This is a genomic window from Streptomyces sp. NPDC001852, assembly GCF_042891825.1.
Classification (GTDB): domain Bacteria; phylum Actinomycetota; class Actinomycetes; order Streptomycetales; family Streptomycetaceae; genus Streptomyces.
The window spans coordinates 74,751-90,915 of record NZ_JBIATN010000027.1 but is presented as its reverse complement, the minus strand read 5'-3'; the positions used below and the strand labels follow the sequence as shown (position 1 = coordinate 90,915).

Below are 16,165 nucleotides of genomic sequence, written 5' to 3'. Positions count from 1 at the left end.
GCGTAGACGAGGAGTTCGACTAGTTCAACGGCCGGCGTCTGCCCGGGAGGGCCGCGTAACCCACCGGCATCGTTCCGTTAACATGTTCGAACTCGCGATGATTGCCCTCATCGCCCGTTGTTCCTCTGTCTATCCCCAAACGAGCAAACCGGGCCAAACGATTGAGATCCAGAGCATCGCGGGAACTTTCGCGAATAAACGGCAGAGTTGTGCTGTGGGCCGCAGCGGCTGTGGCGGCCCTCGGAGTCCTCGTCACGCTGGAGATCGCCGCACGCCACTACGGTCAGCCCGGGCCGATCACCGACCAGGTGAACGGGCTGGTATTCGCTCCGAAACCCGGGCCGCTGTACGGCGGTCTGGCGTTGATGATGGTGGTGCTCACCTGGCGGCAACGGTTCATCGCGGCCGGTGTCGCCATCGGCATCGACGTCGTCTTCGTGCTGGTGCGGTGGGCAGTGGGCGCCGAGATGACCGACGGTCATTTCTTCGGCAATGGCGCGTTGTGGGTGATGCTGGGTTGTGCGGTCATCGCTGTCACGCGCCGCACCGGCCGGGAACGCGTCCTGCTGCTCAAGGGCGTCGGGCTGGGCCTGCTGCTGGTGGCCGGCCGCAAGACCGGTGACACCTGGCTGTTCCTCACGTCGAAGAGCCGCCCGGCGGTGCTCGACCAGTACGTGGCGACCGCGGATCACGCGCTGGGCAACCTGTCGTGGCCGGCAGGCCGGATGCTCAGGGCCACCGGCCCGATCGGCACCCATCTCCTCCACCTGGTCTACGCCCAGCTTGCCGTGGCCGCTGTCGTCGTCGCGCTGTACCAGCTGCGCAACGTGGCGGTCGAGCGGCGCTTCCCGAGCCACCATCTGGTGCGCACCTTCCTGGTGATCGGTCTCCTCGGACCTGCCATCTACATGATCTTCCCCGTGGTCGGACCGGTCTTCGCCTACGGCCCGGGGGCCTCCGGCACCGGCGGCGTGCACTGGGCGGCGGCCAACCTGTGGCCGGACACGCCACCACCGATCCACCCCCCGCACCCGATGCCGTACGACGAGATCACCCCCCGCAACTGCATGCCCAGTCTGCACACCGCGTGGGCCACCGCGATCTTCATCCACTCCCGCAAAGGCCCACGGGTTCTGCGAGGTGCGGGGACGTTCTGGCTGGTTGCCACGCTCGCCGCGACGCTGGCCTTCGGCTACCACTACGGCGTGGATCTCGTCGCCGGCGTGGTGTTCGCGCTCACCATCGAGGCAGCCCTGCGCTCGCTCGACCGTGGCTGGGACCGGTCAGGAATCCAGCTGGTCGTCCACGGCGCCACGGTCTTCACCGCCCTCCTGGTGTCGTACCGCTGCCTGCCGTTGCAGATGGCCCGACATCCGCTGGTGTTCGGGCCACTCCTCATCCTGGCGATGACCTCAGTGGTCCACGGCTACATACGGACCACCGGTCGAGTGGAACCGGTGCCCGAGGCCGCGCGGCGGCCGAAAGCCCCGATCCCGAACCAGTTCGAGCCTCATCAGCCTGGTCAGGCAGCAGAACAGGTCCCGTGACCTGACGTGAAGACCGGTGGAAACCCTGTGGAAGCGGTGTCGGTGGGGCCGCTTATGCTGCACCCGACGATCACGCGGGACCTGGGGAGGGCGCGGCATGTTCGACAGGCTGTTCGGCAGGGGTGGGGAGAGACCGGCGGCGGATCCGTACGCCCTTCCCGTCCCGCGCAGGCAGAAGAACGGGATGTACCCGCTGCGCGCACTCGGAGACACGCGGGTGCTCGCGCTGGTGGAGGCGGCCGAGGCGGGTGACTGGGCCGCGGTCAGGGAGGCGCTGGCCCCCTTCGATCTCGGCCGCGACCATCAAGTCCTCGGTGAGCTGGCCGACCTGGACGGTGTGCAGGACTGGATCGGCCGGGCCGTGGAGGAGGACAAGGAGCACCGGGCGACGGCCCTGCTGATATCCGGGGCCCGCCACGTCCACTGGGGCTGGGAGGCCCGCACCCGCGCGCGTGCCGTGGACGTCACGCAGGAGCAGTGGCGGGTCTTCCACGAGCGGCTCCACATCGCCGAGGAGCAGCTGTTCGAGGCCGCCGAGCTGCGGCCGGACTGGGTCACGCCGTGGCGCCGCCTGCTCACCTCCGGCCGCGGCATGTCGCTGGGCCCCGCCGTCAACGAGACCCGGCTCGACGCCGCCCTGCGCCGCGCTCCGCTGGACCTGGAGACCCACGTCGAGTGGGTGTCGCAACGTCAGCCCCGGTGGGGCGGCGAGCCGGGCGAGGCCCTGGCGTTCGCCCGGGAGGCGTTCGCCGGGGCACCCGATGGCCACCGCCTCGGCTGTGTGATCGCCATCGCGCACATCGAGGACTGGGTCGAGTCCGACCGTAAGAACTGCCTCATCGCCCCCGAGATCCAGGACGAGTTGCTGGAGGCGGCCGAGCGCAGCATCCTCCACCCCGCCTACGTGCGTCGCCCGGGCTGGCAGGAGGACTTCAACATCTTTGCCATGGCCCTGTCCCTGGCCTCCGAGCGCATCGCGTTGCCGCGCGTCTTCCGTGAGCTGCAGGGCGCCTACACCTCGTGGCCCTGGAGGTACATGGCGAAGCCGGAAGAGATGTACGCCCGGGCCCGGCGCAACGCCTGACCCCGCCACCCCGCCAGCCACTCCACTCCCACCCCACCCGGACTGCCCGATGACTCTCCCCGACACCCCATTGAGCCCGGCCGGCGCCGACCGCACCTTCCAGGTGGATCTGCGCGGCCTCGTCGATCTCCTCTCCCACCACCTCTACTCCAGCCCCCGCGTCTACCTGCGGGAACTCCTGCAGAACGCGGTGGACGCGCTGACCGCGCGGCACGGCCTCGAACCGGCCGCGCCCGCCGACGCCTTCGGAATCCGCCTGTACGCCGACGGTTCGGTGGTACGTGTCGAGGACGACGGCGTCGGTCTCACCGAGGCCGACGTGCACACCTTCCTCGCCACGATCGGCCGCAGCAGCAAGCGCAGCGAGCAGATCGCCGAGCAACGCGCCGATTTCATCGGCCAGTTCGGCATCGGCCTGCTCTCCTGCTTCCTGGTCGCGGACGAGATCCACGTCCTGAGCCGTTCCGCCCGCACCCCCGACGCCTCCGCCGTGGAGTGGCGGGGACGCGGCGACGGCAGCTACACCGTCCGTGCCCTGCCCGCCTCCGCCCGCCACCGCCCCGGCACCACCGTCACACTGACGCCGCGCGCCGACACGGGGGAGTGGACCCGCCCGGCACAGGTGCACGCGCTGGCCCGCCACTTCGGCTCCCTGCTCCGTCACCCGGTGACCTTCGACGACGGCACAGGCGGCCGGGGCGCTCCGGGCGCATCCGTCAACCCCGAGCCCGCCCCCTGGACGCGCACGTACCCCACGCCGGGCGCACGCTCCCGCGCGCTGGCCGCGTACGGCGAGGAAGTCTTCGGGTTCACGCCGCTGGACACCATCGAGCTGGACCTGCCGGCCGTGGGCCTGAAGGGCATCGCGTGCGTGCTGCCCGAGGCGGTGCCGGCCGGGCGCCGCCACGGCCACCGCGTGCACGTCAAGGGCATGCTGCTGTCCGAGCAGGCCGTGGAGATCCTGCCCGAGTGGGCCTTCTTCGTCCGCTGCGTCGTCGACGCCGAGAGCCTGCGCCCGACGGCGTCCCGCGAGTCCCTGTACGAGGACGACACCCTCGCCGCGGTCCGTGACGCCCTCGCCGAACGGCTGCGCGCGTGGATCGCCCGGACCGCCGCCGGCGACCCGGACCTCCTCGCCCGCTTCCTCCGGACCCACCACCTGGCCGTGAAGTCGCTGGCGGTGCACGACGACGAGATCCTGCGGATGCTGCTGCCGTGGCTGCCGTTCGAGACCACCGACGGGAACGCCACGCTGGACGAGTTCGCGCGCACCCACCGCACCGTGCTCGTGACCTCCAGCGTGGAGGAGTTCCGCCAGGTCGCGGCGATCGCCTCGGCCGCCGGGCTCGGCGTCGTCAACGGCGGTTACACCTACGACCGTGAACTGGTCCACCGGCTGCCCGAGATCAGGCCGGAGGTCAGTGTCGCCGACCTGGACCCGGCCACGCTCACCGCCCACCTCGACCCCGTCGACCGGGAGACGGAACTGGCCGCCGCGGCCTACCTCGCCCTGGCCCGCGACGCCCTCGCCGTCTTCGACTGCGACGTCGCGCTGCGCACCTTCCAGCCGGCCTCCGCCCCCGCCCTCCTCCTCGACAGCCGCGAGGCCCGGCACGAGCGGACCCGCTCCCAGCTCGCCCGCGAACAGCAGGGCGGCCTGTGGGGCGACATCCTCGGCCACCTGCGCCAGGAGGCTCCGCGGGCCCAGCTGATCCTCAACCAGCTCAATCCGCTGGTCCGCACCGCCGTCACCATCGACGAGCCCGAACTGGCCCGTACCAGCGCGGAAGCCCTCTACGGGCAGGCCGCGATGCTGTCCCGGCGCCCGCTCAGGCCCGCCGAGTCGAGCCTCATCAACCGCTCCTTCCTCGACCTCCTCGCCCACGCCCTCCGCAAGGACAGCTAAGGACCGCCGACGATGCCGACCGCACCCCAGACCACCGACGAGCTGTACCAGGCGCTGCAGGAGAACGACCGGCGCCCCTACGGCCGTACCCGCACCGTCACGGCCGAGGAACTCGTCGACTCCGCCGAGCAGTTCGCCGAGCCCGTCCCGCTCATCCATGCGCTCCTCGCACTCCAGAAGGCGTACAACTACGGCTCCGAACCGAGGAAGTCACCCGTAGCCTTCGCCCGTCTGCTCACCCTCTTCGACGAGCAGCCCGACGTCTTCGACGAGCGCCTGCGCCACACGCTGTTCTGGCGGTTCAAGTGGGTCGCCCACGCCCTGCGCCAGCTGCCCGAGATCCCGCTGGCCAGCCTGCGCCAGTGGCTGACGGAGATGCGTGACCGGTACGAGAAGGCCGGCCTCGGCCTCCAGCCCTACTACGGACAGGCGTACCAACTCGCCGCACACGTCGGCGAGGACACCGACCTCGCCTACGAGCTGTGGGCGGCCCGCACCCGCACCCGGCTCAGCGACTGCGAGGCCTGCGAGATCTGCGAGCGCGCCCTGTACCACCTCGCGGCGGGCGACGACGAGCGGGCGCTCGGCACCTGGGAGCCCGTCCTGGCCGGGAAGGAATCCTGCCAGGAGGAGCCCGCCCGCTCCGTCTCCTACGCGCTGCTTCCCCTGCTGCGCACCGGCCGCACCGACCAGGCCCGCGAACTGCACCTCGTCGGCTACCGCGCCTGTCGCTGCAACCCCTCGATGTCCGGGGAGGTCGGCCGGCACCTGGAGTTCTGCGCGCTGACCGGCAACGAGGCGCGCGGCCTGGAACTGCTCGCCGAGAACCGGAGCCTGTTCGACGAGGTCGACTCGCCGCTGGACCAGCTCGGCTTCCTCACCGGCGTGGAGGTCCTCCTCCAGCGCGTCGCATCCCTCGGCCACGGCGAACTGCCCGCCGCCGGATACGCGGGCCGCACCTGGACGGTGACCGGCCTGCGCGCCGAGGTGCGCGGCCGTGCCGACGACCTCGCCGCCCGCTTCGACGCCCGCAACGGAACCACGGCCCACACCGACCGGCGCAGGGCCCGCCTCGACCGTGCCCCCCTCCTGGACGCGCTGGAACTGACCCTGCGCACCCGCGGCCTCGACGACGTGGCCCCGGCCGCCCCGGCTGCCGCGCCCGCCGCCCGCACGACCCCCGCCGTCCCCGAGTCGCTGCCCGAACTCATCCTCCGCGCACGGACGTTGGACGAGCAGGGGCATCCGGACGCGGTGGCCTGCTGGGCACGGCTGCGCACTCTCGTCGCCGCCCCCGACTACGCCCACCCCGACGACCCGGCCGTGGGGCCGCTCGTACGGCTGCACGCGGATCTGCTGGCCGACGAGGCGGGCCGGGCGGGCGAGAAGGACCGGTTCGAGGAAGCCGCCGCCCTGTACGAGGAGGCCGCGAGCCGGTACGACGAGGCCGGAGCGCCGGGACACGCGGCCCTCGCGCGCGCCTGCGCCCTGCTCCCCACCGGCGAGATCCCCGCGGAGCGCGCCGACGGAGCCGAGGCGAAGGCCGCCGCGCTCACCGATGCCCACGCGGCCCTCGTCCGCCTGCACGAGGAGACGCCCGCCCTCGCCCCGTACCAGGAGGCCCGTCTGCTGCGGCTGCGGGCGAGCGCCCTCGGCCTGCGGCTGCAGACATCGGGGAACGAGGAGCACCTCGCCCCGCTCTTCGCCGAGGTGGACCTGCTGCTCGCCTTCGCCACCCGGCACGACATCGCCGGACAGGTCTCCGGCGCCCTGCTGCTGAGGGCCAGTACGCACGCCCTCTCCGGCGATCTGGCCGCCGCCGTCACCGAGATCGACGCCCTCCTCGACCGGCTGACGGCGCACGGCCCCGCCTGGCACCTGCCCCGCACGCTCGGCCTGCGCGGCCGGATCCAGCTGGGCCTGCGGGACGCGCAGGCCGCGCACGCGGACCTGACCGAGGGCCTGAGACTCGCCGCCGACTGGCCGTCCGACACGGTCGACACCGCCCGCCTCCACGGTGACCTGGCCCAGGCCTGCATGCACCTGCGCCGCCCCGACGAGGCACTGCGGCACCTGACGCGCTCCGCAGAGCTGGAACTGCGCCACGGCAACCGGACGGACGCGTTCTGCACCTACAGCAACGCCGCCCAGCTCAGCCTCGACCTGGGCCGGGTCGAGGACTGCATCGCCCTGCTCGACTCCCTCCTGGCCGAACCCGACGTCGCCGCCGGAAAGCTCGACGACCGGCTCGTCGCCCAGCTGCGCCTGACCCGCGCCCGCGCGCTGCACGCGGGCGAGGACCTCAAGGCCGCCACGGCGGAGTTCGCCGCCCTCGCGGCCGAATCGGCCGACTGGGACGACGACCCCGGGAGCCACGCCATGATCGCCGCGGAGACCGCCGTACTCCTCGCCGAGTCCGGCGAGTTCGGCCGCGCCCGCGAGGCCGCGGACCAGGCCCTCGCCGCCCACGTCCTGGCCCCGCGCTACGGGCAGCTCAGCGGCTGCCTGCGCGAACTCGCCCGCCTCCAGGCCCAGCAGCAGGGCGCCGAGGGCCTGGCCGACGCCCTCGCCTTCCTCGCCGACGCGGGCAGGATCGCCGACGAGGCCCGCGCCGCGGGGTACGAGGCCCGCGGCCGCTCCCTGGACCCTGCCCTGGCCTACGAACACGGACGGGTCAACGCCTACGCCCGCGAGTACGAGACCGCCCTGACCGCCCTGGACAAGGCCCTCACCCTGCTCGGCGAACCGGGACCCGACGCGGACCACGCGGGGGAGTGGGCCGAGTGCGTCCGGCTCGCGGGTGCCGTGGAGGGCATCTACCTGGAACGCCCCGCCCCCGCCCTGACCCGCCTCGACGCGGCGGTCTCCCGCCTCACCGCCCTTGGCCACACCGAGGAGACCGAGTCGCTGACCTCCCTGGCGGCCCGGCTGCGCGACAAGGGGTGACACGGTGGTCGCGGTGCCGGGGCGACAGCGCGCCCCGGCACCCGTGGGAAACCGCGGGCAGGGGCGGGGTCACCGGGATGCCGCGACCGCTGCCGCCGTGAGTCCGTCCACGGCCTTCGCGACGGCCTCGGGGCTGGAGATCATCGTCAGGTGCCGGGCGCCGGGGATGAGCATCGCGGGCGGTGCGCCGATCCGGCGGGCGGTCTCCTGGGGCGTCTGCCGGCTGAACACGTCGTCCTGGGCGCCGAACACGACCGACTTGGGCAGATGCACCCCGGCGAGCCGGGCCACCTGGTCGGCGGGCAGCCCCGGCACCCCGGCGGCCAGCATGCTCCACAGCGCGCTCTCCGCGCCCGGCACCCGCAGCGGGCGGCGCCACTGATCCAGACCGGCGGCGTCCAGGCGCGGACAGCGGGGCCCGCACTGTGCGTCGTACAGGCTGCGGATCACCGCGTCGATGCCGAGCCCGAGCCGCAGAAGGCTGGTGCGGTACGGGTCGATCAGCACGTACTTGAAGGCCGGCGGTGGCCCGGCGCCCGTGTCCAGGGCGTCGCCGTCGAGGAGCATCACACCCCCGAGCCGGCCCGGGGCCCGGAGCGCCGCCTCGGTGACCACGGCGGCTCCGCTGGAGTGCCCCACCAGCAGGGGGCGCTCGCCCGGACCGCCGAGGTGCATGGCGTCCAGGAAGCCGAGGAGCTGCCGGGTGAAATGGCCGACGGTGTACGGGCCGTGGCGCCGGCTGTATCCGGCGCCCGTCAGGTCCAGCGCGTACACCCGGTGGTCGCGGGCGAGCAGCGGGGCGAGGCGCGACCAGGTATCCACGGATTCGAAGGCGCCGTGCACCAGGACGACGGGTGGGCCCGCCGTGCCCCAGGTCTGGTAACGCGTGCGGATGTCGGCGGCCTGCACGTACCTGAGCCCCCGCGGCGGCGCGGCGCGCCCGGCCGTGACGCCGTTGTAGACGAACGAGGCCGCCGTGACGACCACCAGCACGCCGGCACAGCCCAGCGCGGCGCGCCGCAGCCACCGCCGCAGCCGGGAGCGGCGTGGCCGGTGCGCGCGCTCGGCAGGGAGCGAGGGCGGAGCGGACGCCGGACGGTCGCCCCCGTCTCCGGCGCCCTCTCCGTGTCCGTCTCCGGCGCCGGCTCCCGCTCGGCGAAGATGAGCTGTCACAGCCCACAGCATCACCCATGGCACACCCGCGGTCATCCTGCGGGGGGAGCCACCGGGTCTACTCCGCCGGGTGTAGCCGGACGCCGTGCGTGTGACTCCGCGCCTGGCGGCGCAGGTCGACCACCGTGCGCAGCTTGCCGCTGGCCGCGGTGCGCTCGAACGCGGAACCCGGTACGACCTCCACGGCGAACGCCAGCAGTTCCTCCGCCTCGGCCGAGGCCACCTCCGCCACCCCGGTGACGAAGGCCGCCCGCGCGGCGTCGGCGTCGGACGCGTACGCCTCGTCCAGGCGCACCGTCAGCCGCTCGCGGCCAGAACCGGGGGCGACCAGCAACTGAACCTCACCGCGGTAACCCAGCCGCTCCTGCGCCGTCTGCACGAAGCGCCGGTAGTTGAAGAAGTACGTGCCGACGCGCACCACATCGCCGTAGCGGCCGAGCAGTTCCAGACGCGGTGTGTGGCTGCCGCACGGGCACGGGCCCGCCACGGCACGTCCCAGGTCGCCGATCTCGTAGCGCTCCAGCCGCTGCCCGGTTCGCGCCCGCGAGGTGAACACCAGCCGGCCGGGTTCACCCGGTGTCACGGGTACGTCCTCGTGGGGATCGAGGATCTCCAGCGTGTGCAGGTCGGTCAGCACATGGTGGACCGCCCCTGCGGACGCGGTGCACTGATAGCCCAGCGGACCCAGGTCCGTGCTGCCGTACGCGGCCGAACGGATCACCTGCACGCCGAACTCGTCCGTCAGCACCCGGCGTTGCTCCGCCGTGAAGTGCTCACCGCCGTAGAACACGGTGCGGATGCCGCCGTAGGCACGCAGCCGGTCCGCCTCGGCGTGGAACAGCTGCCACAGGAAGGAGGGCATGCCGAACACGGTGTCCACCCGGTGCCTGACCAGCGCGTCGGCGATCTGGGCGTGGTCGGGTCCGGCGGCCATCGGGACCTGTGTGGCGTTCAGGCGCTCCAGGATGGAGAAGAAGCTGATGAAGCTTCCGTACATCCCGCCGCAGTAGAAGAGGTTGGCGGCCCGGTCCCGGGCCGGGTCGAATCCCGCCGCGAGCAGCCCGTCGGCGGCGGCCCCCATCTGGTTGTCGTAGTCGTCGCAGGTGAACACCGACAGGGCCGGGGCGCCCGTGGAGCCCCCGCTGCGGAAGTACAGGTGCGCGTACACGTCGGGCAGCGAGGCGAGTGCCCGCTGCACGTCCTCCTTGCCCAGAAGCGGCCCGGCCGGCGGCGGGGCCGGCACGGGCGGCGCCACCAGGTCGTCCAGGCAGGGCACCGTGCGGAACGCCGCCTCGCCCGCGCGGACGCTCACCCGTCGGCTGTAACGCTGCAACGCGTACACGCCGTCGTGCGGTTCACCCTCGTAGCCCTCCAGCATGGAGCCGACCGGAGTGACCCGGGTGACACCCGCGGCCAGCACGGCTCGCGACAGCTCGGCCACATCCGCCGGTCCGCCGCCGATCGCCGCGGTCTGCAGGTACCGCCGCATCGGCCGCAGGGTCGCCGTGACCGCGCGCCGCGGCAGCGGCTTCACCCAGACGCTGCGGTGCAGAGGCGAGGCGGTCAGCGCGGGACGGGTGTCGGCCAGCACCCGCCACGTGCCGTCACCGGCGCTGATCACCCGGGTCAGACCCAGGTGCCGTTCGAGCCTGGCAAGTTGTTCCACGGTCGTGATCTCGGCCTGCTCGGCCGTGCCCGGCAGCGGTGCCCGCCGGGCGTCGGAGACCTTCGCGAGCCGCTCGGCGAACGTCCCGGCGAACGCGAAGACCTCCGCTCTGTCCTCGGTGTCGAGGTAGACCACCTGCGGACTGGAGCACGCCTGCTGCTCGAAGCGGCAGACGTCCTCGGCGAGCGCGTCGAGGGTGGTGACGTCGGCCGCCGCGTCGCGCGTCAGGTAGGCGAAGGAGATCCGGTGTCCCCACTCGACGACCCGGCAGCCGGGCGGCGCCAGTTCGCTCACCGACCGCACGGCGTCCTCGCCACCCCACACGGCGATCGCGTCGGCCTGCCCGCACAGCGCCCGCAGCCACTCACGGCGCGACGAGGGGAACCGCAGGGCCACCACCCGCTCGCCGATCAGCCCGGTGGGATCGGCGGCGCAGAGCGCGGCGAGCAGTTCGACGGCCAGCGGGGTGTCGGAGCCGCTGGTCTTGAGCACGTTGAGGTTGCCCGCCAGCAGGCCCTCGACGACGCTCAGCGGCGCGACCGTGGCGGCGTTGCCCGGGGCGATGTGCACCAGCAGGCCCACGGGGGCCCAGGCCTCGTACACCGTCCGGCGGGCGTCCGGCCGGGTCAGCCGCTCCGGGCGCAGGCGGCCCAGCTCCCGGCGCAGCTTGCGTTCCAGGGCCTGCCGGGTGAGCGCCGCGGCCAGGTCGGCGAGGACGGCGCCGGCCTCGTCCGCGGGCAGGTGCGCCGCCAGCCGGAGGTGCAACGCCGAGGCCGGGTCGGTCAGTTGGGCGCTCACCGTGGCACAGGCGCCGATCACCACGTCGGTGGGCAGCGGACGGGCGACGACGCGCCCCGTCAGCTCGGGCAGCTCGGCGAGCCGCCGGCCGGCCTCGGCGTCGTCGACGAACTCGCCCTGCCAGAGATGAGGTACGGAGGTGGTCACGGCGTTCCCTTCAGAAGTTCGGCGGCGGCGACCGCGCAACTGCGGTTACGGCTCACCCCGGCCCGGCCGTGCACGGTGAACCAGTCGGTGGACAGCGGGCAGCCGCACTCCTCGCCCGGGTGCAGTGAGGCGAGGTCGCCCATCACGACGCTGTGCGCCGGTACGGAGGTGATGTACGGGCTCACCAGGTGCAGGAAGCCGCGCTCCCCGTACGGCAGCGGGCGCAGTGTCGCCGTGTCGCGGACGGCCGCGCGCGACCACACCGGCACATGGAGACGGTGGTGTGTGCACTCGACGTACGGCACACAGTGTTCGACGGAGCCGAAGGTGTCGCGGATGCGTTCACCGGGGATGCCGAGGACTTCGGTGACCTCCGCGTAGAACTCCTCCTTGCCGATCTGCCGGTCGGCGTGGCCCTTCCAGCCGCCGCCCAGCACCACCAGCGAACCCTCCGGCAGCCGCAGCGGCGGCAGGCCCATGGCGCTCATCCGCTCCAGCGTGAAGTGCAGGAACGCGGGGAAGCCGAGGATGCGCACCGGTACGTCGTCCTCCGCGTACCGCCGGAGCGCCGCGATGCAGCCGTGCACGTCGAACTCGTGGCCCGCACCGGTGTGCCGCAGCGCGTGCGTGGTGTGCCGGGCGGGGGCGAAGTCGCACAGGTAGTTGTCGGTGAACGAGGTGCCGAGCTTGAGCGACGGCGCCGGTTCGTAGCTGTAGAGCAGGTAGTTGACCGGCCGGTCCGGGGTGATCCAGCCGTAGTGGTCGAAGATGCGGGCCACCATGCGCTGTGCCGAGCGGATGGTCCACTCGTCGAAGAACATCTGCGACTTCTGGCCGGTAGTGCCCGAGGACGTCAGATGCAGGAAGACGTCGTCGCGGGGGATGGACAGCACCTCGTGGCGCTTGAAGAACGCGGCGGGCACCAGCGGAGCGCGTACCCGCTCGCCGACCGTGGGCGCCGCCTCCTCCGGCGGATCCGCAAGGAGTGAGGCGAAGAACGGGGAGCGTCCCGCGTGCCAGGCGTTGGCCTCGGCCATCGCGGCGGCGAAGAGTTCGTCGGCCTCGGTTCCGGCGGCGTACGGCGACCTGAGGTCGCACAGCCGCTGTACGTGGCCGAGCGCCGCCGGGTCGGGGACCTCGACGGGAGCGAGATGGGGGTTCATCGGGACACCTCGTGAAGGGGCAGGTAGGTGGCGGTCCAGGCGGTCAGGTAGGCCCTCAGGTACGGCTGGAGCAACGCGCTGACGGCCGTCGTCCTGAAGTCGATCTGACGGCTGGTGCGGGACAGCACCACGTAGTCGTGGAAGCGGTCGCCGATGCGGCGCATCGCCGGGTACACCGCGCTCGGCACGAACCCGGACGCCAGGAAGACGTCCAGGGCCTCGGCATCGGCCAGCGGCAGCAGCGCCTCGGCGTAGTCCGCGCCGGCCCGGGTGACCGCCGTCATCAACGCCTCGAGCGCGCCGGCCACGGCCGCCGGGCGCGGGTGGACGGCGACCAGGGCGCAACTGCCCGCCACCGGATCGAGGTCGGCGTACGCCTCGAACCCGCCGTCGGCCGCGACCAGCAGGGAGTTCGGCGTGTGCAGGGGGAAGAAACGGTCGCCCGCGCCGGGGAACCGCTCCAGGAAACGGCGGCGGACGAAGGCCGGGGCCGCGATCAGCTCGATCGGCTCGGCCCCCGTGACGACGCGCGGCTCGGGCGGGGTGGCGATCCGTCCGGCCCCGGCGTAGTCGATGCCGATGCCCGAGGCCGCCGCGGACAGCAGTGCCGCGAGGCGCTGCGGTATCCGCTCGACCGGGGCCCGGCGCTCCAGCACGCCGTCCGCGTAGCGGGCGAACAGCGCCAGAGTCTCGCATCCCTCGACCTCGACCGCGTTGGGCATCAGGCCGAGCGGCCGGAAGCCGTTGCGCACGACGACGTTCTGCGGGCCCTCGGTGACGACCCGCACGGTGGCGTACACCGAGTCCAGCCGACCGGTACCGAACGCCTCCCCGCACACCGCGCCGGTCAGCCGGGAGGCGAGTCCTCCGCCGCGGTGCACGGGGTGAACGGCGAGGCCGACGAGCTTGCCGACCCGGCTGCCCGCGTCGGTCTGCACGACGGCGGAGCCGACCAGGTCGCCGCGGCCCGTGCGGGCGGTGAGCCAGTGGGCGGTGCCGTCGCTGATCAGCCGGCGCATGACGGCCGGGTCGCTGCCGAGCGGCACCGGATAGCCGTGCCCGTACACGTCGAAGTACAACTGCCGCAGCTCCGCGACGTCCTGGACCGCGGCGGGCCTGAGCACCACGGTCACGACGCGTCTCCCGTCAGCGCCGCCGGGTGGGCGGGCCGGCCGGGCCGCCGCGGGACGGCGTCGTCGGCGCGGCCGCCCAGCCACCACAGCGCCACCGCGACCGGAAGCAGACCGGCACCCTGTACCAGGCACAGCGTGCGGGCCGTCAGCTGGTCGCCCAGCGCGCCGAAGACGAGCGAGGAGACGGGGAACGTCGCGCCGAGCAGCGCCTGCATCACCGCGAAGAAGCCCGGTTTGTCCGCGGCGGGTACCCGCCGCTGGAACAACGCGACGAACCGCACGCCGATGACGCCGACGCACCAGCCGACGACCAGCAGCGAGCCGACCGCCACGCCGCGCCCGGTGCACACGCCCGGCAGGGCGAGCGCGGCCGCCATGCCGGACAGGCACGCGCTGCCCACGGTGATCGGACGGCCCGGAACGCGCCCGCCGGTGAACGATCCGAGGAGAGTGCCGGCGCCCAGTGCCGCTTCCAGCAGCGCGGCGGTCGAGCCGGTCGCGTGCAGGGCGCCCCGTGTGTACAGGGGCATCACGACGTAGACGGCGGTGGTGAAGACGTTGGCGGCGGCGAAGCAGAGCAGCACGCGGCGGACGAACGGCAGGCCGGCCAGGATCCGGCGCAGCGTCCGCGGCCGGGGCGCGTCCTCGCCCGCCGGACCGTCGCTCGCCGTGGCCCGGGGGAAGCGGGCCGAGACGATCAGGAGGGCCGCCGACAGGTAGGCGCCGGCGCACCCGGCCACCACGCCCGCCAGTCCGCCCGCGTCCACCACCAGCGGGCCCAGCAGCCCGCCGGCGAGCCCGGCCAGTGACTGGGTGGACAGTTCGAACGCGGTGGCCGCCTCGATGTCGGAGTCCTCGACCAGCTCGGGCACGGAGGTCGTCAGACAGGGGTCGAAGACCGCCTGGCAGGTCGCCAGCGCCAGCCCTGCCGCGTAGAGCGCGGCCATGGGCAGCGCGGCTGTGTACGCCCACGCGGCCGTGGCCGCGCCGACGACGCCCGCCGTGGCCGTCGCCGTGGCCAGCACCGTGCGGTGGGCGTGGCGCGCGACGACACGGGCGACGGCGGGGGCCAGCACGACCGCCGGAAGGCTGCTCACCATCAGGAAGAGGCCGGAGTCCAGCCCCCGGTGATCGCCGCCCGTGATCCCGACGAGCCACCAGACCGCGCCGACCTGGAACATCCTGCACGCCGCCTGGCTGAGGACCTGACCGGCCCAGACCCTGCCGAAGGACGGGTTGCGCAGCACGAGGGGCAGACGCCGTGCGCGCGGGGCGGGGGTGCTCATGCGTGCGGCCGTTCGTCGACCACGCGGATCAGCTTGCCGGAACGGGCGTTGACGGCCAGGTCGCGGTGGCGCACCCACTCGACGGCGAGCGGATTGACGTGCCCGGCCGTGGTCGCGCTCGCATAGAGCGGACGCTGCTCCAGCACCGCCTTGACGACGGCCTCGCCCAACGCCGCGTCCGAGCCGGTGGGTTCCCCCGTCGCCAACCGCAGCAGCAGGCCGTCGCGGCCGTCCCGGCGGCGCACCACGAGTTGCAGTCCGCTCACCCGGCCGGCCACGTCGGTCGCCGTGACGATGTCGTGCACGTCCTGCGTGTACAGCGAGACGGGGCCGACCCGCACTCCTTCCTCGGCCCGGCCGAGGATCCGGAAGACGCCCGCCTCCCGGTCCACCCATGCGGCCCGGTCGCCGACCGGGTAACGCAGGACGGGCATCAGCCGTCTGCGCAGGTCGGTCACGACCAGCCGTCCCGGTACGCCGTCGGACGCGACCGGCAGGCCGGCCTCGTCGTCGACGATCTCCACCACCGTGTACGGCGTGAACGCGCGGTGCACTCTCGGGTCGGTGCCCGGTACCGCCTCGCCGAGCAGTCCGGCGTCCACGCTCGCATAGCCCAGGGAACGGGCCTCGGCGTGGGGGAACGCGGCCTTCAGGAGCGGCAGTTGGTCTCCGAACAGGCACTCGCCGCCGAAGAACAGCAGCTCCACCTCCGGCAGGGTGCGGCCGGCGGAGGTGAGCCGTTCGGCCAGCGCGCAGAGCGTGGTCGGCGTGCCGGCGACGACCTGCGCCCGGAACTCCTCCAGGGTGGCCGCGGTGGATTCCCAGGGCGCCGCCCCGCCGATGGGCAGCCGTACGTTTTCCACCGGAGAACGGTGCAGGGAATCGAGAACGAAGCTGAAACTGGCGTAAAGGTCTCCCGCGTAGAACAGGTCGGCCACCCGGTGACCCGGCCGCAATCCCGCGGTGACGAGTCCGGCGCCGAACGCAGCGGTGAATTCCCGCCATTCCGTGCGGGTGTAGTACGAGAACTTCGGGGACCCCGTGGTGCCGCCGCTGCGGAAGACGACGGCTTCGTCCAGCGGCGCGGTCAGCAGCTTGTTGTCACGGGGTGAGTTGGCCCGCCAGAAATCCGACTGCGGCACCACCGGAAGGTCCGTGAGATGTGCCACGTGATCGGGGAGGTGAGCGTAAAGCTCCTGGTAGAAGGGAGAGTTTTGACGCGCGAAGCGTATGAGCTCCGCGAGAGGTTGAACCGGCATCAATTCCTGCTCGACAGCCTGCGGAAGTGGTTCACTCCGAAATCAATGGAGAATCTG

10 protein-coding genes are annotated in these 16,165 nt (G+C 73.0%); 4 read left to right on the top strand and 6 right to left on the bottom strand.

Annotation, left to right across the window (positions count from 1 at the left end; translation table 11 throughout):
* Positions 1–209 precede the first annotated feature (209 nt).
* The 4 genes from ACFYZB_RS35425 (at position 210) to ACFYZB_RS35410 (ending at position 7,483) form a co-directional block, all read left to right on the top strand.
* On the top strand, positions 210–1,547 hold the full coding sequence (locus ACFYZB_RS35425; protein WP_388765498.1) for a phosphatase PAP2 family protein: 1,338 nt from the start codon (positions 210–212) through the stop codon (positions 1,545–1,547).
* A gap of 97 nt (positions 1,548–1,644) precedes the next feature.
* Entirely contained in the window at positions 1,645–2,631 is a 987-nt protein-coding gene (locus tag ACFYZB_RS35420; protein ID WP_388765496.1) for a hypothetical protein, read from the top strand.
* A 49-nt stretch (positions 2,632–2,680) separates the two neighbouring features.
* On the top strand, positions 2,681–4,537 hold the full coding sequence (locus tag ACFYZB_RS35415) for an HSP90 family protein (protein WP_388765494.1): 1,857 nt from the start codon (positions 2,681–2,683) through the stop codon (positions 4,535–4,537).
* Between the two features lie 12 nt (positions 4,538–4,549).
* Complete coding sequence (locus ACFYZB_RS35410; protein ID WP_388765491.1) at positions 4,550–7,483, top strand: hypothetical protein; 2,934 nt, start codon at positions 4,550–4,552, stop codon at positions 7,481–7,483.
* 69 nt (positions 7,484–7,552) lie between these two features.
* Here the strand turns inward: ACFYZB_RS35410 and ACFYZB_RS35405 are convergent, their stop codons facing one another.
* The 6 genes from ACFYZB_RS35405 to ACFYZB_RS35380 are packed head-to-tail and all read right to left on the bottom strand — an operon-like array spanning position 7,553 to position 16,108.
* On the bottom strand, positions 7,553–8,656 hold the full coding sequence (locus ACFYZB_RS35405; protein ID WP_388765489.1) for an alpha/beta fold hydrolase: 1,104 nt from the start codon (positions 8,654–8,656) through the stop codon (positions 7,553–7,555).
* 58 nt (positions 8,657–8,714) lie between these two features.
* Positions 8,715–11,267 (bottom strand): acyl-CoA reductase, encoded by a 2,553-nt coding sequence (locus ACFYZB_RS35400; protein ID WP_388765488.1) that lies wholly within the window; start codon positions 11,265–11,267, stop codon positions 8,715–8,717.
* Positions 11,264–12,430: an acyl-protein synthase gene (locus tag ACFYZB_RS35395; RefSeq protein WP_388765486.1), complete on the bottom strand. Its 1,167-nt coding sequence runs from the start codon at positions 12,428–12,430 to the stop codon at positions 11,264–11,266. The genes ACFYZB_RS35400 and ACFYZB_RS35395 overlap by 4 nt, the downstream gene beginning before the upstream one ends.
* Complete coding sequence (locus ACFYZB_RS35390; RefSeq protein WP_388765484.1) at positions 12,427–13,563, bottom strand: GNAT family N-acetyltransferase; 1,137 nt, start codon at positions 13,561–13,563, stop codon at positions 12,427–12,429. Before ACFYZB_RS35390 ends, ACFYZB_RS35395 begins: the two co-directional genes overlap by 4 nt.
* A complete protein-coding gene (locus tag ACFYZB_RS35385; RefSeq protein WP_388765482.1) occupies positions 13,560–14,849 on the bottom strand; it encodes an MFS transporter in 1,290 nt (429 codons plus the stop codon). Before ACFYZB_RS35385 ends, ACFYZB_RS35390 begins: the two co-directional genes overlap by 4 nt.
* The gene (locus ACFYZB_RS35380; RefSeq protein WP_388765480.1) at positions 14,846–16,108 is read right to left on the bottom strand and encodes a phenylacetate--CoA ligase family protein; all 1,263 of its coding nucleotides are present in this window, start codon (positions 16,106–16,108) and stop codon (positions 14,846–14,848) included. The genes ACFYZB_RS35385 and ACFYZB_RS35380 overlap by 4 nt, the downstream gene beginning before the upstream one ends.
* Between the last annotated feature and the right edge of the window lie 57 nt (positions 16,109–16,165).